Source organism: Shewanella metallivivens (assembly GCF_028750675.1).
GTDB lineage: Bacteria > Pseudomonadota > Gammaproteobacteria > Enterobacterales > Shewanellaceae > Shewanella > Shewanella metallivivens.
On sequence record NZ_JAQQPZ010000005.1, the window covers coordinates 96,697 to 121,830 of the forward strand.

Below are 25,134 nucleotides of genomic sequence, written 5' to 3' on the forward strand. Positions count from 1 at the left end.
TACACATTAACCACGACTAGTCACTTCCAGCAAGTGATAACCAAATTGCGTTTTTACCGGGCCTTGTACAACGTTTAACGGCGCGCTGAACACAACTTCATCAAACTCTTTAACCATCATACCTGGGCCAAATGAACCTAATTCACCACCTTGCGCACCAGAAGGACAAGAAGAGTTCGCTTTTGCAACATCAGCAAAATCAGCACCTGCTTCAATTTGTTGTTTTAACGTTTCACATTGCTCTTGCGTGCTAACCAGTAAATGTCTTGCTGTTGCTTGTACCATATGACGGCTCCTAAACGAGTATTGATAAATTAAAAAATAACACTAACATAATGACACTAAGATGACATACTGCCTACGACAGTTATTTAGCCAACTCAGCTTTTATCCAATCTGCAATTTTATCTTCCATCACGGCCATCGGTAACGAGCCTGTCGTTAATAGCTGATCGTGGAAACCTTTTAAATCAAACTTATCACCCAGGGCTTTTTCAGCATCAGCGCGTAATCGTAAAATAGTTAACTGACCCACTTTATACGACAAGGCTTGGCCAGGTATCGCCATGTAGCGCTCTACTTCGGCAACGATATCAGACTCAGCCATAGGTGAGTTATCTTTCATATATTGAATCGCTTGCTCACGGCTCCACCCTTTCGCATGCAGACCGGTATCGACAACTAAACGCATTGCACGCAACATCTCATCAGAAAGCTTACCAAAGTATTGGTAAGGATCATTAAATACACCCATTTCAATACCTAAGTATTCAGCATACAAAGCCCAACCTTCTTCAAAAGCAGTATAGCCCTGAAAACGTTGGAACTGAGGTACATCGGTTAACTCTTGCTTAATCGCAATCTGAAAATGATGACCCGGCGCCGCTTCATGTAATGATAAGGTTGTCATGCCCCATTTAGGCTGAGCTTTTAAATTATAGGTGTTGATATAAAAGATACCTGGACGAGAACCATCAACCGCAGGGCTTTCATAAGATGCGCCAGCAGCTGATTTCTCTCTAAAAGCTTCAACCGGTTTGACGATGTAATCAGCTTTTGGCATTACATCAAAATATTGTGGTAATACTGCATTTATTTTATCTTTAATGGTCATATAACCATCAATTAAATCTTGCTTATCGGTGAAAAAATATTGCGATTCAGATGATAACGATGCAAAAAATTCGGTCAAATCACCTTTAAAGCCAACTTGCTCTCTGACTTTATCCATTTCAGATAAAATACGTGCAACTTCTGATAAACCAATTTGATGAATTTCATCAACAGGAAGTGTGGTTGTGGTATGACTATTCGCAAGATGTTGGTACCAATCTTTGCCATTTGGTAACCCCCACCATCCGTCAGACGCGCGAGATTTAGGTAAGTACACTTGCTGAATATAATCACGTAACCCTTTTAGTGCGGGTAATAACTCTGCATTGATAACTGCAGTATATTGTTGTGTTAAGTCGGCTTTTTGCTCTGCAGTAAAGTTGTCTGGCAATAAAGTGATTGGCGAATAAAATAAGCTATTTTGAGCAGAGTCGACTAACTGAGCATCTAATTGGGGAATGATCCGTTCAACCAATACTTTAGGCAGTACTACTTTACTCGCAATACCTTCATCCATACGTTGCTGGGCTAATTCAGTCCATTTAATAAAGCCACGTAAACGCGATAACCAATGTTGATAATCTTCAACCGTTTTGAAAGGTTGTGCACTTTCACCTGTACCAAGTTGTACCATAGTAAAAACGGTACTGTAGAACTGGTTAATCGGTAGAAAATGTTCTGGATAAGATTCACCAACCAGTGCCATATTACGGTCATAAATAAACATGTCATAGCTTAATTTTAACGAAGCAGATAATTTATCAACGTCGATTGATTTGGCTTGATCGAAATAACGACTATTGAGCTCATGACGTTGTTTTAAATAGTCTTCTGTTAATGAACCGCCAAATTGATCATTATAGTCATTCACTCCAACAAAAGTGGCATAAATAGGCTCTAGCTTCAGTTGTTCATTAAAAAAAGCATCAACCATAGCAAGATATTTCTCAGAGGCGGTTTGCTCAACAGCTTGGTCAACAGAAGCAGGAGTAGAATTCACAACCTCAGATGTTTTAGCATTATCAGAACAGCCCTGAGTCGCTAATAGTAGTGACACCGACAGTGCCAATAAAGTTTTATTCATTGTTATTATTCCTTAACACAGCAAGCTCATTAATTATGAATCGTCAGCGCACATCGCTGACATTAATCATCGGCAACAAAAAGAAACCAGATACCAGATACCAGATACCAGATACCAGATACCAGAAATGCGAATGGTTATATTGTATCGATGCAAAGCCATACTTGAAACTAAACTTATTCAAATACACACAAATTAACAATTTTGCTCTTAAGAGCAGATTGATAAAGAGCAATAAAAAAGCCCCTAAAAAGGGGCTTTTTTTACATGCTTAGCAGTTAAAGCGTTACGTTGTGAATACGTGCTTTTTCTTTAATATAAGAAATATAGCTTCTTGCACTACGTTCAGTCTTCTTATCATTGGCAGCAAGTACTGCACGGTTATAAGCTGACTTGTACTTTTTCAAACTTAAGTAAGCTAAAGCTAACTCGAATTGAGCTTCACCAGGGTTATCAATTCCTGCATCAAGTGCTTTTTTAAGCACAGGAATTGCATCATTAAATTTTTGATCTAAAGCGAGAATACGACCTTGCTTTAAATATAATTCACCCTTGTTGCTAATTGCTGCGGCCTTACCATAGTAGGAGGCTGCTTCTTTTAGCTCTTTAGCGTTATGATAAAAACCAGCTAGAGTTGTGAAACTCTTCTCATTTTCAGCAATCAGACCAGACTTCATGTGCTTTTCAAAAATGGTAGCAGCTTTATAAGGCGAACCTTTTTGCGCTAATAATTGAGCAAGACGAGTAATGTTACCCTCTGTCTCTAAAAAGCCATTTTTGTAGGCAAGGTCATAAGTTGCTAATGACTTATCATAATCTTCAGTCATTAAGTAAAACTGAGCTAACTGTACCCATAGACGCTTATCGTCTTGGAACAAAGGCACCATAACTTCTAATACGTTAACGGCTTCTTTGTACTTTTTCTGGTTAAAGTAAGCAGTTAGCTTCATCTGATACAGACCTTTGTCAGGTGCGTCAGCTAAAGATAACCCTTTATCAGCTACTTGAAGTACTTTATTCCACTCTTTTAACTCAGTGTGAGCAATACCAATACGTCGATACATTTGAGCATCTGATTTACAGGTAAAGTCCATCCACTGGTAATAGTATGGAATCGCTTCTTTAAACTTTTTCTCTTGAAGTAATAAGTCAGCATACAAACGCAATGTTGCAGCATGATCTGTACCACCAAGAATGTCAGCATCAACAGCAGTCTTCAAATATTTGATAGCTGTGCCCATCTGACCTTTTTCAGCGTAGAAGTTACCTAACATACGATCGACATAAGCTTTGTCGAAATCGTTTTTAGCATTAGCTTCAAGCAATATTGAAATCGCTTGGTCTAAATTACCTTCTGTATAAGCTTCAAAAGATTTCTGAACTTTTTTAGCTGCACTTTCGCCTACTGCGCGAGATTGACGCTTATCAATCTCACACTTTTCAGCAGCCAAAGCAGAACTAGACAACATTGCACTTGTACAGACTGAAAGTATTAACGCTGTAGCGATACTAGTAACTTTACGCATTATCTACCTCCTTTCTCTAAAGTAAAATCAAGTTGTACAGTCATACCAGGTTGTTTTAATGGTTTTCCATCAACAATCTTTGGCTTGTATTTCCACTTTTTCAATGCGCGAATCGCTTCACGATCGAATAAACGCTTAGGTTCTGCCTTGATAACAGATACGTCATCAACACCACCGAGTTCGTTAATGGTAAAGGTAAGTTGAACCCAACCTTCTTTACCATCACGAGCTGCAGCAATTGGATACTGAGGCTCAATACGAACGATAGGTGTAGCGTCACCATCACGGGTCATCATGTTGCCTAGCTTAAAGCCTGTACTTGGCCCGCCAGCTTCAATTCCACCCATATTGAACGCCAAGTTGGTGTCAATATTAGATGATGAATCAGGCGGAGTAGTATCCGGCTTCGGTGGCTGCTCCGGTGGTGGAGGTGGCTTAGGTGTAACCCTTGGTTTTTTCTGTGCCTTCGAATCCTGTTTATCCATCGTAATTTCAATAACAGGGGTATCCTCAGATTCGGCGTTGCGCTGTGCACCTCCGCCGACTAAGAAAGCCATGAAAGCAAACAGCCCAAAAGTCACTGCGGCACCAATGATTATTGATACGAGTGCTCTTAGCATATTACTCATTCCCCGCTGATACTGAAATTTTGTCAATACCCGCAGCTTTTACGTTATCAAGAACTTTAACAACCAAACCATGTTGAGTGTCTTTGTCTGCTTGAATCAGTACTGCCGCTTCTGGTGCTTCTGCTAACATACGTTCTACGTTTGCAGTTACACGTTCGATATCAACCTGACGGTTTTCCATCATAATGACGCCAGTCTTGCTGATGCCAATAAAGATGTTTGCCGAAGGTTTAGACGTAGCCTGTGAAGCTTTAGGCTTGTTGTAGTCTAAGCCCGATGGCTTAACAAACGATGTCGTTACAATGAAGAAGATCAGCATGATAAACACGATGTCTAGCATCGGGGTCATATCAATTTGCGCTTCCTCTTCCATATTGGAATGCTTCTTACGTGCCATGTTCAATCTCTCTCTAGTGGTGAGGCATGCTGTCTTTTAGCTTTTCTAAACTGATTCTCATTTTTGAGTCTAAACGGGTGCTGAAGAAAACACCTGATAGTGCTGCAACCATTCCTGCCATAGTCGGCATTGTGGCCATTGAGATACCAGCCGCCATTAAACGAGCATTACTCGTCCCCTGAACTGCCATCACATCGAATACTGAAATCATACCGGTTACGGTACCTAATAAACCAATCATAGGACAGATTGCTACTAGGGTTTTAATTAACAGCATACGTGCATTCAAATCTTGCTTCGCTTGGGATACCCAAGCTTCACGGATACGGTGAGCATGCCAAGAAGTCGTTTCTTCTCTTGATTCCCATGAGGCAATTACTGCTTGATGTTGTTTAGGTGATATCCAATTAAGATACCAATAACGCTCAAGCATTAACACCCACATTAGAAATAGCACTGCTGCAACCAACCAGAGGACATCGCCTCCGGAGGCCATGAAGCCCCTGACGGAATCCCATACGTCCATCAGGATTAGCATCATTAGTCAGCCCTCTTCTCAGCGTGTTCTGCGATAATACCAGCACTTTGCTCTTCAAGAACTTGAACGATAGATTTGCTACGAGCAACCACTACAGCGTGTAATAACATTAACGGTAGAGCGGCAATTAGACCTTGAACCGTTGTGATAAGAGCCATAGAAATACCACCAGCCATCAGTTTAGGGTCACCAGTACCAAACAACTGAATAGATTGGAAGGTTGCAATCATACCCGTTACAGTACCTAACAGACCCATCATAGGTGCGATAGCTGCGATAACTTTAATGATTGAAATACGCGCTTCCAAAGCTGGAGTTTCTTTAAGAATTGCTTCGTCAAGTTTTAACTCTAAAGTTTCAACGTCTACGTCTTTATTAGACTGGTAAACTTTTAAGATGCGACCTAAAGCATTGTTACCTGGGTTATCAATGTTCTTACGTTGGCTGTTAACTTTACCACCAATGATAGTAAGCGTGATTAAACGCTCAAGAGCAATTAATGCACCTAATGCTAATAGCGCAAGAATGATATAACCAATTGTACCACCTGCTTCTAAACGATCTTCAAGACTTGCTTTGTTAGTGAAGATGTTCAGTAACACGCCACGTGCAGGGTCAATGTAAAAAGGTGCAACACCTGAAGTAGTGCCTTCCCATTTAGCAACTGCACTTACTTGGTAACCTTCTGGCTGTTGTGATAATTGCTGAATCAAATTTAGTTCAGGCTTATAAACAACGTACTTACCTTCAGCTGTTAAGTTGAAAGGACCAACACGGTGAATTGCAGTGTTAATTACGTTGCCGTCAATTGCAGTCACAGCACCGTCAAACTTAACCACTTTACCTGATTGAACCATTTCAAATAATTGAGCTTCCCAGAATTGTTCTAGTTCTTCAATTTTTGGTAATGATTTGCGAGCACCTAATTCTGCAATGAACGCATCACGGCCAGGGAATTGAGCACTGATGTTTGATGCAGCAAGTTTACCAGCGAAATCGCCAGCTTCACCTTTAACAACACCGAACATTTCACCTAAGTCACCTTGTGCAGTTTTTAAGTCTTCTTCTAACTGAGCAATTTTACGCTCGTTATCTAAGAATGCTTGGTTTAGGTCTTTACCACGTTGCTTTTCTGCCGCTAAAGCGTCTTTTTCACGCTTAAGTAGGGCAGCTTTATCGCCACGTTCTGCTTGGAATTCTCTTTCGCGCTTAGCGTTGGTTTTACCTTCGTTAGCACGGTCAACTTTAACTTGTTGTAACAGCTGATCAATAGTTTTAGGTGCATCTGCAGCTGAAACCATACCGGCTGTTAAAGAGAAAGTTGCAGCCACTAGAGCTGATGTAATTAACTTCTTCATTATTGTGCAGTCTCCGCAGCAGGAATTGGTAATCCGAATAGGTCTAATGCGCCTTGCTTACGAGCAATGCGAATACCTTTGGTGATGTCACGTAAATAGCTGTCTTCTAACTTGTTCCAAGTTTTAGCGTCAGCGTCGTACATCCATGCTGTTTTTTGATCTAAGCTTTGCGCATAAAGTGCAACACGACCTAGGTTAAAGAAGTCGACTAATACTTCTTTACCGTCTAAGTCTAGCTTACCGGTGTGAACTGCAACGAAGCTACCGTATTCACGCTCAATGCTGTACGCATCAAGGATCAAACGATATTTTTCAGCAAGAGTAACCTCTGCTGTATTTAGGATGTTCTTCAAGTTTTCAACACGTGCTTTACGAACTTCAGTGTTGAAAGGAAGATCTAAATTTACAAACTGATCTAAAGCTTCAACCATTTTGAACATTAAAGGCACAACACCTTGGCGTAATTTATCAACGCCATTGATATCTGCCTGAATTGAATCTAGTGTTTTCTGTTGATCAGCGACCAAGCCTGCAACGTAGTCATTATACGATTTTAATGACTCACGCTCATCAGCAACGCTGCCATACTCAAAAAGCATGTCTTGTGCTTGGTCAAAATATTTGTCGACTTTCTGTTGTGACGCAGCAGATGCAGCATGAAGGCTACTATCAGCTTTTTGAACGTCAGCTAGAGGACCTGCAACAACGAAGTTGCTACCAGCTAAAGCCAGTGCGCCAACAAGTGCAGTAGCGATTTTTGTTCTATTGCTTACCTTGGACATAGTTCCCAACCAATTTGAAGTGAATTAAAAAGATCAACTTGAGCACAAATTACGATGAAACAAATTTGTTACCAATGTTAATTCTACTAAGTATGTCTTTTTCTTGTGATTGTTAGTTTTTCTTCCCTTTTCTACGCCGGTTAAGGCGCAGACCCGTTGGCATCATTTCACAAAATGTTGACCTGTGTCAACATTTGCAAAGCGTAAAAACTAGTGGAAAGAGCTGTTAAGACGAGGAATGTAAATGAAAGGTGAATAAATATACATCTTCAACATCAATCTGTAGTAATTTAGTGCTATAGGTAATGTTTTACTTATTTAAAATCATGATCTTAATCAAATAAATCACTTATGCTTTTTTATTTATTTATTATAAAACTAATCTATTCGTTATTTTTTTGAGCGCTTAAATACCAAGCTAGCACTTCGTTTTGTTCATTTTTTAGTACTTTAAGCTCAATTAAAGAAAGTAAATTTTGGTTAAAACGGCTAATGAATTGACCTAGTTTTGCCTCATCAAATGAAGCGTTTAACAATTCCCTCAACCTCAACTTTAGTGTATCCATCTGTAATTTAATGAATTCAATGAATTGTTGCTTTTTTGCTACTGGCCAAAATAGTCCGTCCTTGAAAAACTGGGCCACAAACATCATCAGTTGACAGTCTTGCGCCGCTTTTTCGTCAAATAAAACCAAATGCTTTATCAGTCGGTTGATTTGTGCACGAATTTTTTCGCAGTTCAGATCTTGTTTAATCCTTGCAATATCATTAGGTGATGAGACCTTACCCATTGCTACAGTGATATCACTTAAACAAGTCACTAACTGCTCAGCTTCAGGTTGTTCAACCAAACGTAAAATTTTACGATTTCGATTAATGATCATCGAGTTTGCATGGTGAAAAACCAAGCTAAATTGTCCATTGTCTTTAAGGACTCTTGAGGCCTCTTTCAATGACAAATCGATATCAGAGTACTCGAAACCAAATTGCGAGGTGTATAAGTCAACGGTACCCGTTGCAAAAGGCAAAGATTCACTTGCTTCGTTTGATAGTAATTTAATGGCAGTATTAGATTGTTCAGCAAGGTTTTTTTCAGTTAATTTAACTTCAGCTAAATCTATGCCAACCACCTCACCTTTTATATCAGAGCCCTCTAATGATTCGCGTATTAAAAGGGGTAAAGAACCATTACCGGTCCCTATATCTACAGCCAAAAAGCCATCCTGTAACCCCGAGAATATAGGTTGCCATATCGACTTTAATATCCCCTCATAATTACCTGATAACGCATCGCCAAAAGAAGTTGTATGCCCTTGCTGCCAATATTCACTCCAATGGTTATTCATATACATCACCCGCTTAAAATTGACTGTGTTTATTGTAGTGGTCAAAGAAAAAGGCTCCCGAAGGAGCCTTTCTAATGCTAACTAATGGCTAATTAGAACTTCAATGTATAACTTGCACGGTATTCGCGACCATAGTTGTTATATAGGTCAGCGTTGTCGTAGATACCAGTAGAAGTTAATACTGGATCTTCATCAGTTAGGTTGTTAATACCTAATAAGATCGAACCGTAGTTACCTGCATCGTATACATAGCTTAGGTTATGAATTAACCACGAATCTAAGTGACCCGTGTCATCATCTTCGTAAGTAGAAGATGTGTAGTTCATGTTCCAAGAGAAGCTATGGTCACCAAACATGTAGTTAGTAGTGAAGTTAGACTTGTAGTCTGGTAAACCATTCCAACCAGAAATATCTACAGCTTCAGCACCACCTTCAACTTCTTGGATATAATCAAGAACAAAGCTGTTGTTCCAGTTAAAGCCAATGTCACCAATTGCAGTTTCAAACTTAGCATTTAAAGAAACGTCAACACCAGTAATTTCTAGCTTGTCACCGTTACCATAACCAGTACCGATTTCTAGAGCACGACCTAATGTACCGTCAGCTCCGTCTGGTGCACGAGTTACATAGAATGTATCGTTTTCTTCTAGAGTACCGGCTGCAACACCACGCATAACGTTGGTGATTGAGCGCTGACTGATTACGTCATCAATGTTCAAGTTGAAGTAATCAACTTTAATACCGATGTCATCTACGATATCCCATGCAACACCAACGTTGATGTACTCAGAAGTTTCAGGACCTAGGTCGCTGTTAGCACTGATGTAAGTATCGTATTGCTTAGAGCTACAATCTGCATCTGAAGTACCTGCAGATGTACAGAATGGGTAATCGGTACCTGTTTCAGCACTAAATGTAGTTGCTGCGTATAACTGGCTTAATGAAGGAGCACGGAACGCTTCAGAGTAAGAAGCACGTACAACAACATTATCAAGAGCTTGCCAGCGAACAGATGCTTTAGGTGCTAGGTTGTCACCAAAGTCACTGTAATCATCGTAACGCGCCGCAAGGTTTAACTCAACATCGTCAGTTAATGGTAATACTGCTTCGTAGAACGCAGCCCATACTTGACGATCGCCACCTGCAGAGTTACCCGCACTACCACCGATTAGACCAGCTTCTGACTGCGCGTCATAAACTTCGCTGAAATCTTGGTCAAAGTATTCCATACCTACATAGTGAGCAACAGCGCCACCAGGTAATTCAAATGCATCAAAGCCAATACCCGCACTCCACTGGTCAAATGTTGCACGACCTGTAGTTAAAGTAGTCGCTTTCATGTTATTGATACCAGCTTCTGAGCCTAAATCAATATCATTTGCTTGGTTGTAAGCAAGACCTGAATAGCTTAAGTAGTACTCACCCACTGACTTGTTGTCAGCAATATTGTGGTGGTAATAAACTTCCCATTCAGCATCGTTTAATGCGCTGATAGTACCGCGTAAACCCGTTAAGTAATCTTGGTTGTAGTCATCTACAACACCATCACGAGTACCAATACCCACCCAACGGAAGTAACCATAAGTTTCTTCACCGTATGGGTTATGTGGATTATCAGCAGCCATGTTATTCCAACCTGCTGCAGGAGGAGCATAACGACCAAATGATTGGTTTTGAGTAACCATTACACGACCAAACCATTCTACGTCTTCAGCAACTTCATAGTTAGCGTCAACATAAACAGTGTTACGGTCTACAGATGCCTTGTTGTAAGAAACGTTAGCATATGCATACATACAATACGTTGAACCTGCGCTCCAATCGTTGTCAGCAGCGACAGTTTGGAAAACGTTTGAACCGTATTCAGCTTCTAAATCATCACATAATAAAGATGCTTGTGTTGAAGAGAAATCTGGAGCGGCAATCGTTGCACCATAGATACTCCAACCTGCAGTTTCTTCATAGGCTTGGATAATACCATCACCATTAAAGTCAGTCATGCTAGCAGCTGTGTATGAACGGTCAGCGTCTGAGATACCTTGACGGTCTTGGTGGTCAAAAGAGAAAGTAATGTTACCTTTGTCCATTTGATAACCAGCAACAACCGAGAATTCTTTACTTGTTAAGCCGCCATCTTGGTCACGTGAACCACCACCAACGTTGAACTCAATACCTTGGTAGTTCTTTTTCATGATGATGTTAACAACACCAGCAATCGCGTCAGAACCGTAAGTAGAAGATGCACCGTCAGTTAAGATGTCGATACGTTCTACAGCAGCCATTGGAATAGCGTTTAAGTTAGCAGATGCACCACCTAATGTTGGTGAACCTGGGAAACGCTTGCCATCGATAAGAACTAGCGTACGGCTTGAACCTGCACCACGTAGGTTAATCGTTGCTTGAGACTGTGCAGAACTACCTGAACGCTCAGAGAATGAACCGAAAGAGTTCAAGTTACTGTTACGAAGTGCGTCAGCAACTGTAAAGTTACCTTCCATCTTCATATCTTCAGTAGTAATTGTGGTAATAGGTGAAGCGCCTTCAAGGTCAGAACGCTTAATACGCGAACCCGTAACCTCGATACGTTCAACTTTTGCGCCATCTTCATCAGCAGCAAAAACGGCTGGTGCAGTGAATGCTGTTGCAGCAGCACCACCGATCAATGCTAAACGCACTGACTTGGCTAGGATATTCTTATGCATTGTCTATCTCCCTGGACTTAATATCTTTCTTATAATTCTAACAACCTTATTTTAGGTGTTAGTACAATGAGAGAGTGCAACAGGAAATCATTACAAACGCTCAATTACAGATGCAATAAAATCACATTTAATACAACTAATCAACATTTGAAGTGCTGTAAGAACAAAAGTTAATCAAATGTAATATCCATTCTTGTTAATAAAAATGAACAACCATTCTAAAAAAGCCTAAAAAACATAACTTTATAGAACTTTAGTTTTATTTACATAAAATATGAATCACAAAAATAAATTTCTTAACATCCTGTTTTGCAGCATGATTTTATGTGCTAGGTGCTTTTTTTCTCACTGTATGAAGTAACAAAATGTTAACTTCTATTAATTAGTGGAAAGGTTTGAAATGTTAAATGTTTACATATTAGGGAGCCGGAACCGACCTGAGAAGTGAGATATTTGTCTGATAAAGTGGGGTTACGTGATGCAAATACCGTTGATGGTTTTGTTGGGCTTTTAATGATTGGTAGGTTAATTATTTAACATATCCATAAGCGCTATCGCACCACAAAAATGGATTTTGCAATGTTAAATAAGCGATAGTTGGTCATTCACTAATGCATCGAATCGCTGACCACAGAGTTGCAGAATGGGGTCGGCAATCGGTTGAATTTGCTTATTGATATAGTACTCATAATCAATATTGGTTGGATTTGCTTCAATTGGTTGTGCGCCTGTTGTGGTTATCACATACTTGATTTGTTGGCCTCTTCGGGTCACTTTGTTTGTCCCTTTTATTTGCGCTAACAATTTTGCCGCTTTGACGTGGGGAGATGATTTGGCAGTATAGTCTTCTACGTGCCTACGGAGTCGCTTTTTAAATATCAGCTCAGCATCTCTGTCACCTTGTTTAATTGCATCTAATTCTTGGCGTAAATAATCGATAACATCTTCACCTTTAAAAAACATTTCATATAAGACGTATTGCATTTTTCGAGCAATAGGACTCCAATCACTTCTGACTTGCTCCATACCTTTAAAGGTCAATTTAAGCTTACTGTCAACCCCTAATGAAGCTCCAACATAGCGTTTTTTACTCCCCTCTTCAGACCCTCTTAATGTCGGCATAATGAATTGGTCAAAGTGAGTTTCAAATTCTAGCTCTAGAAAACTGTGTAATTGATATTCAGCCTCGCACCAATCATGCCAGCGTGTTGTTATGCTAGTGGCGAGTTGCAACCCCAGAGCATTGATGTCTTCAACCCCATGATTTTCACCAAGCCACACAAAAGTGGAATCGGTATCACCATAAATCACTTGATAACCCGCATCTTCTATCCATTGTTTTGTGAGTTTCATAATTTGATGACCGCGCATGGTAATCGAACTGGCCAGTTTTGCATCATGAAACACGCAACCTCGCGATCCTAGTACCCCATATAACGAGTTCATAATAATTTTAATCGCATGAGATAACGGTGCATTCTTTTCGGCTTTAGCGATTTCCCTTTGACTGGCTAACTTAGCCACTAAATTGGGTAAAATAGCATTATCGCGGGCAAAATGAGCGCCTAAATAGCCCGCTACGGTTGCGGTAAACTTGCCTTGTTCGGCTAATTGCAAGCCTTGTATCAAGCCTTTAGGGTCAATCAGAAATGTGCGAATAATTGAGGGGTATAGACTTTTAAAATCAAGCACTAATATGTCTTTGTAATATCCGGGAATTGACGACATGACATAACCACCAGGACTTTCTAACCCTTGGCTAGCAGGATGCGCTGGGGCAACAAATCCACCACGGTGTAAGTGCGGCAAATATAAATGGTAAAATGCAGCAATTGATGCGCCGACACGGCCAAATTCAAGCCCGGTTAATTTAGCTCGCTCTATAGCAAAATCAATTAACTGAGTTTTTTCAAAAATGTCCCACACTAAACGGCTATCGGTAATGTTATAAAAAGCCAGTGCATTTTTATCGGTATTAAATAATAAAGTGATTTCTTGGCCACGGTTTTCTACATGATCAATCGCCTTGCCTTCTTCAAGCAATTGCCTTGAAACATATTCCAACGAGAAGCTATCAAATTGATAAAATGCAGCTTTTAACCAATCAATGCCATCAAGCACCACACGCCCCGGTAACGAGAGTGTTTCGGGCCTAAATTTATCGGCGACCTTCCAGGTCAGTTCAGTATCACCACGGCCGATCAATAAAGGAATAGCATGCAAAACACAACGTCGATAAAGTAAAGCTAAGTCAAATGTCACCACAGCCCACCCGATAATAATGTCTGGGTCGTATTGCCTAAACCAGGCAATAAGATGATGAATAAGATCAACTTCATCCTTTACCCACACAATAAAATCATGGCAATTTTGCTGCGGTTCACCGACCATAAATACACATTGGTATTGATCACCATATAAACCGACTGAATATAGCTCGCCGTCAAAGCTGCATTCAAAATCCAATGAAATCACACTCAGTGTCACATTGGCATCCGTAGGCTCTCCCCCCCACTGCCTTGCACGATGAATTAAAAGATTAGGTAACGTTTCTGTGTGGGGTTGAGGCAGGAAATGACCAATGCATTCGATATCTAATGCGATAAATCGTTCAATTAAATAACGTTGTTCAGCTCTGATGTCAGCTTCAAACAATGTAATACCTAAATCATTTGCTATGCGGCTAAGTAATTTTAATTGTGTGTTAGATTTTAAATACAACGCACTCACAGGTTCGTGGGCAAAGCTCATTAATGCGATAGCTTCAACCTTCAAAGAGAAATCGACTTTACTCGTTAAAGTATCAACATCTTGTTGTCGGCAAAAACAAATCACTTCACTGTGATGTAATTCGGCTAGAACAGGACCACTAGCTGTTTTAATAAAATATTGCAGCACCAACTGGCCATGGCGATAAATCGCATGACGTGTCAACACCTTGCCTTTAATGACTTGCAATTCTGGTGGTGTTTTTTCGTTAGTCATCTGTGGTTTAATTTGCGTCGCTAAATGATTCAATTTTATTTATTACTTCGTAGCATGCTAATTCACTGTTATTATGTACAGCATAATTCAGACAACGCAGAAATCATACTTCTATGCTACCGGATACGATAAAAAGTCAAATTCGCACTATTTATAAAGAAATTGCTAATGCAATGCCGCAATTTCGATCTCGTCGCGAACAAAACTATATGGTAGCCGAGATTTCCAAAACTCTGGCGGGTGAATATGACAAAGACCGACGCATTATTGTCGTTGAAGCAGGTACTGGGATTGGTAAATCATTATCATACATTCTTGGAACCATTCCTTTAGCCATTGCGAGCAAAAAAAAGGTGTGTATTGCAACGGCTACCGTAGCCCTGCAAGAACAACTCTTGCATAAAGACTTGCCGTTTTTTTTACAACAGTCTGGAGTCGATTTTAAATTTGGCTTGGTTAAAGGCCGCCAACGCTATGTGTGTTTAGCCAAGCTTGAAGCAATGCTCGGCACGCAAGACAGCTCACAAATGGCAATGTGGCAAACCAAACCCGATCAAAGCCAAATTAATGAATTACAAAAACTGCATCAAGATTTTCATCAAAAACGTTGGAACGGTGAAATAGATACCCTGCAACAACCTATCCCAGATTTTTTATGGCAGCAAATTTGTTGTGATAAACACAGCTGTCATCGTCAAGTGTCAGCCCATCACAATTGTCCATTTCATAAAGCACGTGAAGACGTTGACACTTGGGATGTACTCATTGCTAACCATAGTTTGCTCTTTGCTGATTTAGAGTTAGGCGGTGGGGTGATTTTACCCGAGCCTGAAGACATGTTTTATGTGATAGATGAAGCGCATCACTTACCCATCGTTGCGAGAGACTTTTCCAGTGCACAGGCAACGTTACGTGGTGCCTGTGATTGGCTAGAAAAAGCTTCAAAGACATGCTCTAAACTGCAAAACCAGCTTAAAACCAATAATATTATTGCCCCTGTGCAAGCCATGCTTGACCACATAACCGATTTAACCAACTTACTGACACAAGTCGCCCATTATTGCGACACCCAGCCACAGTTATTTGCCAATCCTGAAAGTCGTTTGCGCTTTGAGCACGGTCAATTACCCCAAGCGTTGTTAATTCAAGCTGAAAATGTGGCTACGGCATCCGGTTCGGCAGTAAAACAATTTAATAAAGTGGTGTCAGTATTAAGTGAAGCCATTAAAGATGGTGAAGTGCCAAAGCATCAATCTGAAGGTTTATTGTCTGAAACAGGCTTTATTTTACAGCGTTTAGATAACTTACATAAACTTTGGAAAATGATGGCCAAAGAAGACAGCAAAAAAGGCGCGCCAATGGCTCGCTGGGCAGAACTAATCACTGGTAAGCAACAAGACTACTTATTTTGTTCATCCCCCATTGAAGTTGGTTTTATGTTGGAGTCAATGTTGTGGCAAAAAGCGGCTGGCGTTGTACTTTGCAGTGCAACATTACGGGCATTAAACAACTTTAATCACTTTGCTCATCAAGTCGGCTTAGGCATTAATGATGGCAGCCGGTTTTTAGCCTTATTGTCACCTTTTGATTATGAAAACAACGCCACGTTATTTATTCCGCAAATGGCAACCGAGCCAACAGATGACAATTACACCGCCGAAATTGCTGAACACATAGTGACATTAGTTGATGGCGAAATGGCCACCCTTGTGTTATTTGCATCTTATTGGCAAATGGAGAAAGTGGTCGAATTTGTAGAGGGTAAAATAGCCAAAGATCAATTATTTGTACAAGGCGAAATGCCGCGGCAACAAATATTAGAAAAGCATAAACAACGTTGCGATGAAGGCTTACCCAGTATTATTTTTGGCACCGGCAGTTTTTCTGAGGGGCTCGATTTACCTGGAGACTACTTAACCAACCTAATTATCACTAAATTACCTTTTGCGGTACCAACGTCACCAGTTGAACAAGCACATGCAGAATATATCAAAGTAAAAGGTGGCAATCCCTTTTTACAGCTGACAATTCCAGACGCATCGCGTAAATTAGTCCAAAGTTGTGGTCGCTTATTACGTAAAGAGCAAGATTATGGCCGAGTCACCATTTTGGACCGGCGCTTAGTGACTAAACGTTATGGCAAATCATTAATTGATGCCCTTCCCCCATTTAGACGTGTAATAGAATAGGTATTGAGTTGGATTTATTATTAGACCCTAGCCATTGGGCTATATTAGCGGTCATTGGCATCATTGCAGGCTTTATTGATGCCATCGTTGGAGGTGGAGGATTATTATCCATTCCCGCGTTGCTCACGGTTGGTATTCCGCCCCACCTTGCCCTAGGAACCAATAAGTTAGCAGCATGCTTTGGCTCTGTCACATCCAGTTTTACCTTTTATAAACAGCAACTTTTCACCCCCAAATTATGGAAAGCCTGCTTTGTTGCAACCTTCATAGGTTCAATCACTGGCTGTATCTTGGTGTTTATGGTTGATCCCAAATGGTTAGATAAAATCTTACCGTTATTGATTATTGGTATTGCCATTTATACGTTACTTAGCCCTAAGGCCATGGGCGATGGCAATATCAATTTACCCGTTGAGCGCTCGCCCAAACATAAACAAATCGGCCAAGGCTTTATACTTGGTAGTTATGATGGCTTTGCAGGACCTGGTATTGGTGCATTTTGGACCGTCACGTCTGTCTCTCTCCATAAGCTGCCGCTATTGTATAGCTGTGGTTTAGCCAGAGTCATGACGTCTGTGAGTAATATTACCGCGTTGATAATTTTTGCCTCGATGGGGCAGGTTCAATGGGTATTAGGTTTGTGGATGGGCTTTTGCATGATGGCAGGCTCTTATATTGGCGCCAGAAGTGCCATTCGCTTTGGGATCCCATTTATTAAGCCCATTTTTATTATTATGGTATTGTCTATTGCGGTTCACTTAACTTGGAGTGCTTGGGGATGAATACCCAACAATTGGTTTCAATGTTAAAGCAACAACTCGCTCAACTTGAGCGCGATGCACTAGCACATGACCAAAACTTGCCCCCTAATCATCGCCAAACATTACAACAAACAGAACGCTTTAATAGCCAACTGTTTGCCCAACAAGGTGGTTTACTGAGCCCCTGTATCGCCCAGCTTCGCCAAGACATTCAAAAACTTGAAAAACAGTTATCGCTTAAACTTGGTGGTCAAGTTATTCAATTGAGCTGTGATCGTATCCAAGACCGTTTCATTGCTTTAAAAAGAGCGCTATTAACCACCGATATCAATTTAAAAGCCGAAGCACAACGCAAGGCCAGTAATCGTGCTCGGTATGCCAAAAAGCAGCTACAATCAGCTCAAAATAGCGGCTTTGGTTGGATTGCCAGTAATGTGATGCAAAACAGCCATCAATTATATGCAGAGCTCAATAAACACCTTAATTGGGCACAAAAATTTGAACAAAAAATTCACCAAATGGAAGCAAATCTTGAATTCTGTCATAGTGATGACAAAATTAAATTGCAAAATGACATCCTTTTGATGCATCGTCGCTTAGGAAAATGCAAACAAGCAATTAGTTATATTGAAGAGCGCATTCAATTATTTGAGCGACCTCGTCAAAGTTACCCTCGTTAAGGAGCAACAATGAAATCTGTATTCACCACTAGTGCGCTGTTAGCATTATTAACTTCATCTTCTGTATTTGCAGCTAATTTAACTATTCCAATGTCTTTTGAATATTTAGCGCTTGATGGTGAAGCCATTGAAACAAACATGTTTAGGCATCAATCAGATTTAACACTCACTAATGGCACTCATAAAATTGCGATACGTTATCACGACATCATCGATGACTCGTTTAGCGACAGCCAATCATTTGTGAAATCAACGCCATTTATTGTCACGCTAACCGTCGACGGTGATTATCAATACAACTTAAAACCAGCCGAAGGTGATGCCATCAAGGAGCCAAAGGCCTTTGCCAAAAAGCCGCAGGTAAAGCTTAACCGTAAAGATAATGGAACGGTATCTTATAGTGTTGAACACACTAACTTTACTGAAGAAACATTCATCAGTAATTTATTTAAAACGAAGCAACAACAAGACTTTGACGAATTATCCGTTTCTGCCACCACAGATGCTCCACAAATGGTGGCCCAGGCTCCAGAACAATCAGATATTACCGTAGCAACCAATGTTGCTCCAACCGTAGCCGTGACTAATCAGGCTCCGCAAGCTGCCAGTGGTGAGAATCCAGCACAAGCTCAACAAATGCTGCAATATTGGTGGTTACAAGCGGATGAAAAAACCCGTAAAGAATTTATGGGCTGGGCAATTAAACAACTGTAATGTCGACAGCGATCCCTTTTGTGTATCACGCCAGCTACTCACAGCTGGCGTTACCTCGCACTCATCGATTTCCAACCACTAAATATCAACTGCTTTATCAGCATGCCATTGCGCACCAATTATTATTTGAGCCATCACGCCATATCCCCAGCGCCATTAATATCGAAGCATTACATGACGTTCATTGCCCCGAATATGTGAATCAATTTATCAGCGGCACTTTAGATCACAAAGCGCAACGACGCATTGGTTTTCCTTGGAGTAAACAATTAGTCAATCGCACCCTTCATGCTGTCAATGGTACAGTCCTTTGTACGCAACTCGCATTAGCTCAGGGTTTTGCAGTGCATTTAACGGGAGGGTATCACCATGCTCACTACGATTTTGGCAGTGGTTTTTGTATTTTCAATGATTTAATTATTGCAGCGAAAACCGCAATCAATAGCGGCGGTGCGGATAAAGTGTTAATCTTTGACTGCGACGTCCACCAAGGGGATGGCACTGCAACCTTAGCTCAACAGTACCCAGATATTGTTAGTTGCTCTATTCACTGCGCACAAAACTTTCCATCACGTAAACAACACTCAGATCATGATATTGATTTGAATAAAGGCTGCAGTGACCCAGAATACCTCGAACATATTCAGCAAATCCTGCCCTACCTTATTCGGCTGCATCAACCTGATCTGATTATTTATGATGCAGGAGTAGATATCCATCAGGATGACGATTTAGGCTACTTCAATATTTCTAACCAGGGTATTTTAGCCAGAGATACTCAAGTGATATCTATTGCCAAAAGCCATAATATCCCCCTTGCAGCCGTGATTGGTGGAGGCTATAGTCGTAATGAAGCTGAGTTGACACATCGACATAGCCAATTACTCATTGCAGCAAACAAGGTATGGTTATACAAATAATCTCTTTGATTTAGCTGACACATGTATGCAAAGTATTCGGCAGAGACGTCGACCACAAATTTGATCTCAATGGAGCAAATAATGCACTTAGATATTCGTAACTATTATGAAGTTCTATTAATGGAAATACTGAGAGATGAAGGCTTAATGGAAGAGTTGCCAGAAGAGTACATAGCCGATTTATGCTGCGTCACCTTAAATCAATTACCTGTGCGCTATATTCGCCATTTGGTCGACACGTATTTTTTTGAAAACTACCAAGAGTTACACATGATGAAAACCGAGATTTATGATGCGCTCGAAAAGTCTCGCCAGTTTTTAAAAGCCAATTTACAAAAACGGTTACAAGAAGAAGCCGAGTTTGCAGCAACACAGCAAATATAAACTATCGGGTCGCCTTATTACGCTATCCTACTGTTTTAAAATGTAAATTTAAAGATTTTACACGAGAGTTAGGTGACAGTAATTTTGTTTTAGTAAAATGCAGAGGGGAAAAGATTTGGAGGTTCCCCTAGAGCCGACACCCCGGCACACGAGTCGCTTGCTGCGGTTGCTCCCTTCCGGGCCTGGCCGAGTTCACAAGTTATCGTTGCGGGGGGACCCTAGGGTCACCATTGACTTCTGATAAACAACGTTGTTTGTCAGAACGTGGGCGATTATCCCCTAACCCATTAGCTTGATCAAGCCTTAATCTAGATAACTTTGCATTCAAGTGTTTAGTTGAACAATACTTATGCAAATGTCATCCAAACACGTTAAAACTTCCGTAATATCAGAATTTAGTGTTATTCAACGGTTAAAGTTGATTACACCAAAATGAATAGTCAGATCTTAGTCACAACTCTACACATAATTCGATGAGTAACTTGCAAAGGTTAGCTAACATAAGTAATGAATAAAATCCGCACACTGTTAACCCTTAGTGAAATGCGTGATAACTAAAAATGCAGGGAATACATGATGAAAACAATGACAGTTCGTCCCGCAACAAAAGCGGTAATAAGCGCAGGGCTTCTTGCTTTTGCACTATCAGGCTGTGGAGGCAGTGATGGTTCTGATGGCGTAGATGGTACAGATGGCATCATCGGTATCGATATTGACAGCGCATCCACATTACAAGCCACATTTACCGATGCGACCATTACCGAGGGTAACGTTAATGTTACTTTCAGTCTAAAAAACGGTAATGGCGTTGCAGTACTTGGGTTAACTAAGGATCACGACTTGCGCTTTGGCGTTGCACAATTAACCCCAGTTATTGAAACTGTGGCTGATGCCGAAATAGACCGTGGTTATCAGTGGCAATCTTATATCAATGTATTAAAACAGCCAACGGCAAGCTACATTCCTGATGGTGAAACGAACATTACACCATCAGAACAATACCAAGCTGAAGTTGAAGTCGCTTCAGCTTGTGATACTTGCTTTGTTGATAATGAAGATGGTACCTACAGCTATACATTCCAAACCAATATTAGTCAGATTACTGAACCATTAACAATTACCTACAATCAAGATAATACTCAACGAATTACCCTTGAATTAAAACAACCACTTGTTACAACAAATGCCCATTATGATTTCCAACCATCGACAGGGCTGACCGAAGATATCGCGTCTCGTGATGTCGTATCAATTGATGCCTGTTATACCTGTCACCAACCGGACAGTTTGGAGTTACATGGTGGTCGTCGTATCGATTTAGAAAACTGTGCATCCTGCCATACCGCCACATCAGGTGACCCAGAAACAGGTAACAGTGTTGACTTTACATATATGATTCATGCTATCCACAAAGGCCAAGACCGTGTGACATATACTGCTGCTGGTGAAGAATCTGCACCTTATAAAGTCATTGGCTATGGTGGTGGATTACACGATTACGGTAATGTCATGTATCCACAAAAACCCGCCGCAGATTGTAGTGCATGTCACGTTGAAGGCACCGACGCGCCAAAAGACGCCGAATTATATACAGCTAACCTAAGCGACACAGCCTGTATAGCTTGTCATACTGAATCAGCATCAGAGCACCATGTAGGATTAAGTACACAATGTACTTCATGTCATATTGAAGATGGCTATGCTCGTAGTGCAAAAGAAGCGCACGGCGATGTGATGACGGCTTATAACGAAACCCAGACCATGAATGTCGTCTTTAGCGATACTAGCGTAACGGCTGATGGGGCATTCACGACCAAGGTTCAATTTACCGATGCCTCAGCTAATGTTATTGCAGCAGAATTTATCGACACAAGTAGCCGTGTTGTCATGGCGTGGGACAGTAACATCGATTACCCTGCTTATAATGATGCAAGTTACAGCCAAAGACGCTTAAGACTCAGCGAAGGTGTTGCCAATGCTGACAATAGCTGGACGTTAGTGTGGAGCAACGTGACCTTACCAAGTGATTATGTAGGTAAAACATTTGAGCTTTGGTCAGCTGTCAGTGCGTGTTACAACAACGGCGGTTATGGTCGTCCTGAAGTACAACTAACCTCTTGTGATACTGACGATGTTCGCACTGTTGAAATCAAAAGCAGTGCCTATCAGTTTGTGATGGGGACAGATGCTGTAGATAGCACTCAAACAGCAGCAGAGCGCAGAAACATCATTGATACAACAACTTGTCAAGGCTGTCACAACCAAGAAGTGTATCACTATGATAACGGTGTTAACTGCCAAACCTGTCATACACCCGATAAATCACTCAGATCAGATGATACTTACCCAGGCGGTAAAAAATCGACTAGCTTTGCGTTTAAAGCACACAGTGCTGAAGGCCACTACCTAAGTGTTGCGGGTGTTGAGTCAGGCACAGTATTAAAAACTGACTGTAAAACATGCCACACTACAGATGGCTTTACCTTAGGCCGCTCAGAGGACCGAGTATGGCGCTATGGTGACACTGACACAGGTGCTGATGTTTGGGTTTCTTCTGATACCGGTGCATGTTTAAGCTGTCACCAGAAATATATCACCGAATCGACGGTATCGCATATTGAATCTAACGGCGGTATTGTTGATGGCATGAGCGAAGAAGATGTGCGTACACGTTCAGCTGAAATGTGTTCAACGTGCCATACACCCACTCGCCTAACAGAGAGCCATGGATTTTAGATTTAACATCTGATTAATCAAGAAATACTGACTAAAGACCCCAATTGTTAATTGGGGTCTTTTTTATATAAAGGACAATTAATATACCATAAAGCATTATTTTACATACACCTTTAATAATAGCCTGATCATTATCACACAATTGCGTTCGCCTTACAGACGTCTTGTTGATTGTAAAGTAATCTTAGTGTTGGGAAACTTATGAACATCGACTTAACTGATAAACATATCGCAGAACATACTGCCAGTAAGTTAGATGAATGACCTTTGCAGGGACAATATGATGAATATAAAACACACAAAAATTGCATTATTACTTGCTATGTCAGCATCAATGACACTGGTAGGTTGCGGCAGCGGTAGTGACGGTGAAGATGGCACAGCAGGTAACCCTGGTGGCGAACCAGCTGAAACAATCCAAACATTAAACCTTGATATTACCGATGTGACCTATCAAGACAACAAACCTACCGTTACGGTGTTTGCCACTAACGAAAGCGATTTACCGATTGCCGGTCTCACAGAAATAGAAATAAAAAAAGTAGTCCAGCTTATTCCTGCAGGCGCATCTGGTGCGGGCAATGCTGCGCAATGGCAATATATTGGCTCACAAGACGCATTTACTGATTTAGGTAACGGTAAATATACCTTTACCATCGACGTTGAAAACTTTAACCCAGAACTAACCCAACGCTACAACGTCATTTCTAGCGCTTCAACGTTACTTGACGGTGTCAGCACGTCACCACGGGCTGAAATCACCGAAGACTTTGACGGTGAAGGTAATGACGCTACATACACTAAAAACGTTGTCAGCGATGCCACGTGTAATACCTGCCATGCTGAAGGCGAAAGTATTTACCACAGCTATACCGATTTAACCACGTGTCTCAGTTGCCACACAAACGAAATGGCAATCGAAAGAGATAAAGTGCAAGTTGATTTTGGTCACCTTATCCACAATGTTCACAACGATGCCAAAATGTATGGTCGCAATCTTGATAAAAGCGCAGAAGCAGCGCATGCCGTTGTGCAAGACAACTGTACAACTTGCCACGTTGAATCTGAGCAGCTAACAGAATGGAACAACTGGTCACGTATTCCTACAATGGAAACCTGTAGCAGCTGTCATACCGATATTGATTTTGAAGCAGGCGAAGGTCACTCACAACAGGTTGATAACTCAAACTGTGTTGCCTGCCATAATGCAAGCTGGACAGAAACATTACACATCTCAGCATTCAGCGACAAACAAAGCTTTATCAACCTATATGGTATGGATGCAACACTTGTTGCAAACAAAGCAACAGATGCCGACATGTCAGCAACCTTATCGCTTACCATTACAGACTCTAGCGGTACCGCCATTGATGCAAGCAGCTTAATCAGCAAAATTCAACGCATCGAAACCATTACCAACGTCGGACCTAACTTCCCAATTATGGGATACAACGCAAGTCCTGGTAGTGGATTAGCTAAAATCACTAAAGACCTAGTTAATGGAGGTGAACTTCAAACTGACGTTAGCGTGACTGACGGCAAATTGGTTTACAAGATTGACTCACTGCCTTTTGGTAGTGGTGATACCGATACCGCATTTAGCTTTATCGGCCTAGAAATGTGTAACGATGGTACCCAAGCTATTGACTGTGCTGACGGTGTTGCCACAACCAGCATGAAAGCTGAACTCGCACACGGCACATTATCAGGTGAAACGCCTAGCTACCGCCATATTGACTCAGTTAACTTCAGTGCATGTGAAAACTGTCATGGTGAAACCTTTGAACTTCACAAAGGCTACCACGCAGGCTTTATCATGACAGAGCAACTAGGTCGTGAGTTAAATGGTGAAGTCACGGTGGGGGTTGATGGATGTGTGACTTGTCATACTCCAGATGGCACATACGCCTCTGGTGGTAACCAAGGTGCGCTTGAAATGAAACTGCACAGTGTACATGGTGAACAAGGCATTATTAAAGACTGTACTCAATGTCATGACGATTTCAACCTTGATGCATTCAAAGTAAAAGGAGCACTTGCTACATCAGCGGGTCTATATACCACACCGATTACAGCAACCTGCGCTTCTTGTCATGGCTTTGATGACATAGCACAACATGCCACCAGCCAAGGTGCCATTGTTAATGGTAGCTACCAAGAAGCCAATGATGCCGCGCAACTTGAAACGTGTTTCTACTGCCACGCACCAAGCATTGAAAATCACACACAAGTAAAATTTTAATTTGTTCATTGGGAGAGAAGCCTGACTTCTCTCCCATATTATGACTTA

19 protein-coding genes and 1 other RNA gene are annotated in these 25,134 nt (G+C 41.1%); 8 read left to right on the plus strand and 12 right to left on the minus strand.

The features are described from left to right. Nucleotides 1–6: 6 nt before the first annotated feature. The 11 genes from PQR79_RS08530 to PQR79_RS08580 all read right to left on the minus strand — a co-directional run bounded on the left by PQR79_RS08530 (nt 7) and on the right by PQR79_RS08580 (nt 14,460). Nucleotides 7–285, minus strand: coding sequence for a peptidylprolyl isomerase (locus PQR79_RS08530; RefSeq protein WP_188739788.1), 279 nt, complete (start codon nt 283–285; stop codon nt 7–9). A gap of 82 nt (nt 286–367) precedes the next feature. Then, a complete protein-coding gene (locus PQR79_RS08535; protein ID WP_238103338.1) occupies nt 368–2,197 on the minus strand; it encodes a DUF885 domain-containing protein in 1,830 nt (609 codons plus the stop codon). 278 nt (nt 2,198–2,475) lie between these two features. Then, nucleotides 2,476–3,723, minus strand: a complete 1,248-nt coding sequence (locus PQR79_RS08540) for a tetratricopeptide repeat protein (RefSeq protein ID WP_238103339.1) — start codon at nt 3,721–3,723, stop codon at nt 2,476–2,478. Next, nucleotides 3,723–4,343 carry an energy transducer TonB gene (locus tag PQR79_RS08545; protein ID WP_238103340.1) on the minus strand — a complete coding sequence of 207 codons (621 nt, stop codon included), beginning with the start codon at nt 4,341–4,343 and terminating at the stop codon, nt 3,723–3,725. The genes PQR79_RS08540 and PQR79_RS08545 overlap by 1 nt, the downstream gene beginning before the upstream one ends. 1 nt (nt 4,344) lies before the next feature. Beyond that, entirely contained in the window at nt 4,345–4,749 is a 405-nt protein-coding gene (locus tag PQR79_RS08550) for an ExbD/TolR family protein (RefSeq protein WP_188739792.1), read from the minus strand. Between the two features lie 13 nt (nt 4,750–4,762). Beyond that, a complete protein-coding gene (locus PQR79_RS08555) occupies nt 4,763–5,290 on the minus strand; it encodes a MotA/TolQ/ExbB proton channel family protein (RefSeq protein ID WP_188919228.1) in 528 nt (175 codons plus the stop codon). Then, complete coding sequence (locus PQR79_RS08560) at nt 5,290–6,645, minus strand: MotA/TolQ/ExbB proton channel family protein (RefSeq protein WP_238103341.1); 1,356 nt, start codon at nt 6,643–6,645, stop codon at nt 5,290–5,292. Before PQR79_RS08560 ends, PQR79_RS08555 begins: the two co-directional genes overlap by 1 nt. Then, nucleotides 6,645–7,427 (minus strand): DUF3450 domain-containing protein, encoded by a 783-nt coding sequence (locus PQR79_RS08565; protein ID WP_188924960.1) that lies wholly within the window; start codon nt 7,425–7,427, stop codon nt 6,645–6,647. The genes PQR79_RS08560 and PQR79_RS08565 overlap by 1 nt, the downstream gene beginning before the upstream one ends. A gap of 383 nt (nt 7,428–7,810) precedes the next feature. Further along, nucleotides 7,811–8,773: a class I SAM-dependent methyltransferase gene (locus PQR79_RS08570; protein ID WP_238103342.1), complete on the minus strand. Its 963-nt coding sequence runs from the start codon at nt 8,771–8,773 to the stop codon at nt 7,811–7,813. A gap of 92 nt (nt 8,774–8,865) precedes the next feature. After that, nucleotides 8,866–11,475, minus strand: a complete 2,610-nt coding sequence (locus PQR79_RS08575) for a TonB-dependent receptor domain-containing protein (protein ID WP_238103343.1) — start codon at nt 11,473–11,475, stop codon at nt 8,866–8,868. A 582-nt stretch (nt 11,476–12,057) separates the two neighbouring features. After that, a complete protein-coding gene (locus PQR79_RS08580; RefSeq protein WP_238103344.1) occupies nt 12,058–14,460 on the minus strand; it encodes a DNA polymerase II in 2,403 nt (800 codons plus the stop codon). A 113-nt stretch (nt 14,461–14,573) separates the two neighbouring features. On the opposite strand from PQR79_RS08580, the gene dinG reads away from it, so the two are divergent. The 6 genes from dinG to PQR79_RS08610 all read left to right on the plus strand — a co-directional run bounded on the left by dinG (nt 14,574) and on the right by PQR79_RS08610 (nt 20,108). Next, nucleotides 14,574–16,649: an ATP-dependent DNA helicase DinG gene (gene dinG, locus PQR79_RS08585; protein ID WP_238103345.1), complete on the plus strand. Its 2,076-nt coding sequence runs from the start codon at nt 14,574–14,576 to the stop codon at nt 16,647–16,649. Between the two features lie 8 nt (nt 16,650–16,657). Next, nucleotides 16,658–17,431 carry a TSUP family transporter gene (locus tag PQR79_RS08590; RefSeq protein ID WP_238103346.1) on the plus strand — a complete coding sequence of 258 codons (774 nt, stop codon included), beginning with the start codon at nt 16,658–16,660 and terminating at the stop codon, nt 17,429–17,431. Beyond that, nucleotides 17,428–18,090, plus strand: a complete 663-nt coding sequence (locus tag PQR79_RS08595) for a primosomal replication protein (RefSeq protein WP_238103347.1) — start codon at nt 17,428–17,430, stop codon at nt 18,088–18,090. The genes PQR79_RS08590 and PQR79_RS08595 overlap by 4 nt, the downstream gene beginning before the upstream one ends. 9 nt (nt 18,091–18,099) lie before the next feature. Then, complete coding sequence (locus PQR79_RS08600) at nt 18,100–18,804, plus strand: DUF2057 domain-containing protein (RefSeq protein ID WP_238103348.1); 705 nt, start codon at nt 18,100–18,102, stop codon at nt 18,802–18,804. Further along, complete coding sequence (locus tag PQR79_RS08605; protein ID WP_274408444.1) at nt 18,804–19,724, plus strand: histone deacetylase family protein; 921 nt, start codon at nt 18,804–18,806, stop codon at nt 19,722–19,724. Before PQR79_RS08600 ends, PQR79_RS08605 begins: the two co-directional genes overlap by 1 nt. A gap of 81 nt (nt 19,725–19,805) precedes the next feature. Further along, nucleotides 19,806–20,108 carry a late competence development ComFB family protein gene (locus PQR79_RS08610; RefSeq protein WP_238106368.1) on the plus strand — a complete coding sequence of 101 codons (303 nt, stop codon included), beginning with the start codon at nt 19,806–19,808 and terminating at the stop codon, nt 20,106–20,108. 124 nt (nt 20,109–20,232) lie between these two features. Here PQR79_RS08610 and ffs read toward each other — a convergent pair. Then, nucleotides 20,233–20,330: signal recognition particle sRNA small type (ffs, locus tag PQR79_RS08615), an RNA gene on the minus strand. A 351-nt stretch (nt 20,331–20,681) separates the two neighbouring features. Between ffs and PQR79_RS08620 the strand changes: the two genes are divergently transcribed. After that, entirely contained in the window at nt 20,682–22,844 is a 2,163-nt protein-coding gene (locus tag PQR79_RS08620) for an OmcA/MtrC family decaheme c-type cytochrome (protein ID WP_274408445.1), read from the plus strand. Between the two features lie 280 nt (nt 22,845–23,124). Then, on the plus strand, nt 23,125–25,086 hold the full coding sequence (locus PQR79_RS08625; protein ID WP_238106370.1) for an OmcA/MtrC family decaheme c-type cytochrome: 1,962 nt from the start codon (nt 23,125–23,127) through the stop codon (nt 25,084–25,086). Nucleotides 25,087–25,134 lie beyond the last annotated feature (48 nt).

Coding starts and splice junctions, on each gene's coding strand:
- PQR79_RS08530 (WP_188739788.1), bottom strand. CDS start 285: ATGGTACAAGCAACAGCAAGACATTTACTGGTTAGCACGCAAGAGCAA.
- PQR79_RS08535 (WP_238103338.1), bottom strand. CDS start 2,197: ATGAATAAAACTTTATTGGCACTGTCGGTGTCACTACTATTAGCGACT.
- PQR79_RS08540 (WP_238103339.1), bottom strand. CDS start 3,723: ATGCGTAAAGTTACTAGTATCGCTACAGCGTTAATACTTTCAGTCTGT.
- PQR79_RS08545 (WP_238103340.1), bottom strand. CDS start 4,343: ATGCTAAGAGCACTCGTATCAATAATCATTGGTGCCGCAGTGACTTTT.
- PQR79_RS08550 (WP_188739792.1), bottom strand. CDS start 4,749: ATGGCACGTAAGAAGCATTCCAATATGGAAGAGGAAGCGCAAATTGAT.
- PQR79_RS08555 (WP_188919228.1), bottom strand. CDS start 5,290: ATGATGCTAATCCTGATGGACGTATGGGATTCCGTCAGGGGCTTCATG.
- PQR79_RS08560 (WP_238103341.1), bottom strand. CDS start 6,645: ATGAAGAAGTTAATTACATCAGCTCTAGTGGCTGCAACTTTCTCTTTA.
- PQR79_RS08565 (WP_188924960.1), bottom strand. CDS start 7,427: ATGTCCAAGGTAAGCAATAGAACAAAAATCGCTACTGCACTTGTTGGC.
- PQR79_RS08570 (WP_238103342.1), bottom strand. CDS start 8,773: ATGAATAACCATTGGAGTGAATATTGGCAGCAAGGGCATACAACTTCT.
- PQR79_RS08575 (WP_238103343.1), bottom strand. CDS start 11,475: ATGCATAAGAATATCCTAGCCAAGTCAGTGCGTTTAGCATTGATCGGT.
- PQR79_RS08580 (WP_238103344.1), bottom strand. CDS start 14,460: ATGACTAACGAAAAAACACCACCAGAATTGCAAGTCATTAAAGGCAAG.
- dinG (WP_238103345.1), top strand. CDS start 14,574: ATGCTACCGGATACGATAAAAAGTCAAATTCGCACTATTTATAAAGAA.
- PQR79_RS08595 (WP_238103347.1), top strand. CDS start 17,428: ATGAATACCCAACAATTGGTTTCAATGTTAAAGCAACAACTCGCTCAA.
- PQR79_RS08600 (WP_238103348.1), top strand. CDS start 18,100: ATGAAATCTGTATTCACCACTAGTGCGCTGTTAGCATTATTAACTTCA.
- PQR79_RS08605 (WP_274408444.1), top strand. CDS start 18,804: ATGTCGACAGCGATCCCTTTTGTGTATCACGCCAGCTACTCACAGCTG.
- PQR79_RS08610 (WP_238106368.1), top strand. CDS start 19,806: ATGCACTTAGATATTCGTAACTATTATGAAGTTCTATTAATGGAAATA.
- PQR79_RS08620 (WP_274408445.1), top strand. CDS start 20,682: ATGATGAAAACAATGACAGTTCGTCCCGCAACAAAAGCGGTAATAAGC.
- PQR79_RS08625 (WP_238106370.1), top strand. CDS start 23,125: ATGATGAATATAAAACACACAAAAATTGCATTATTACTTGCTATGTCA.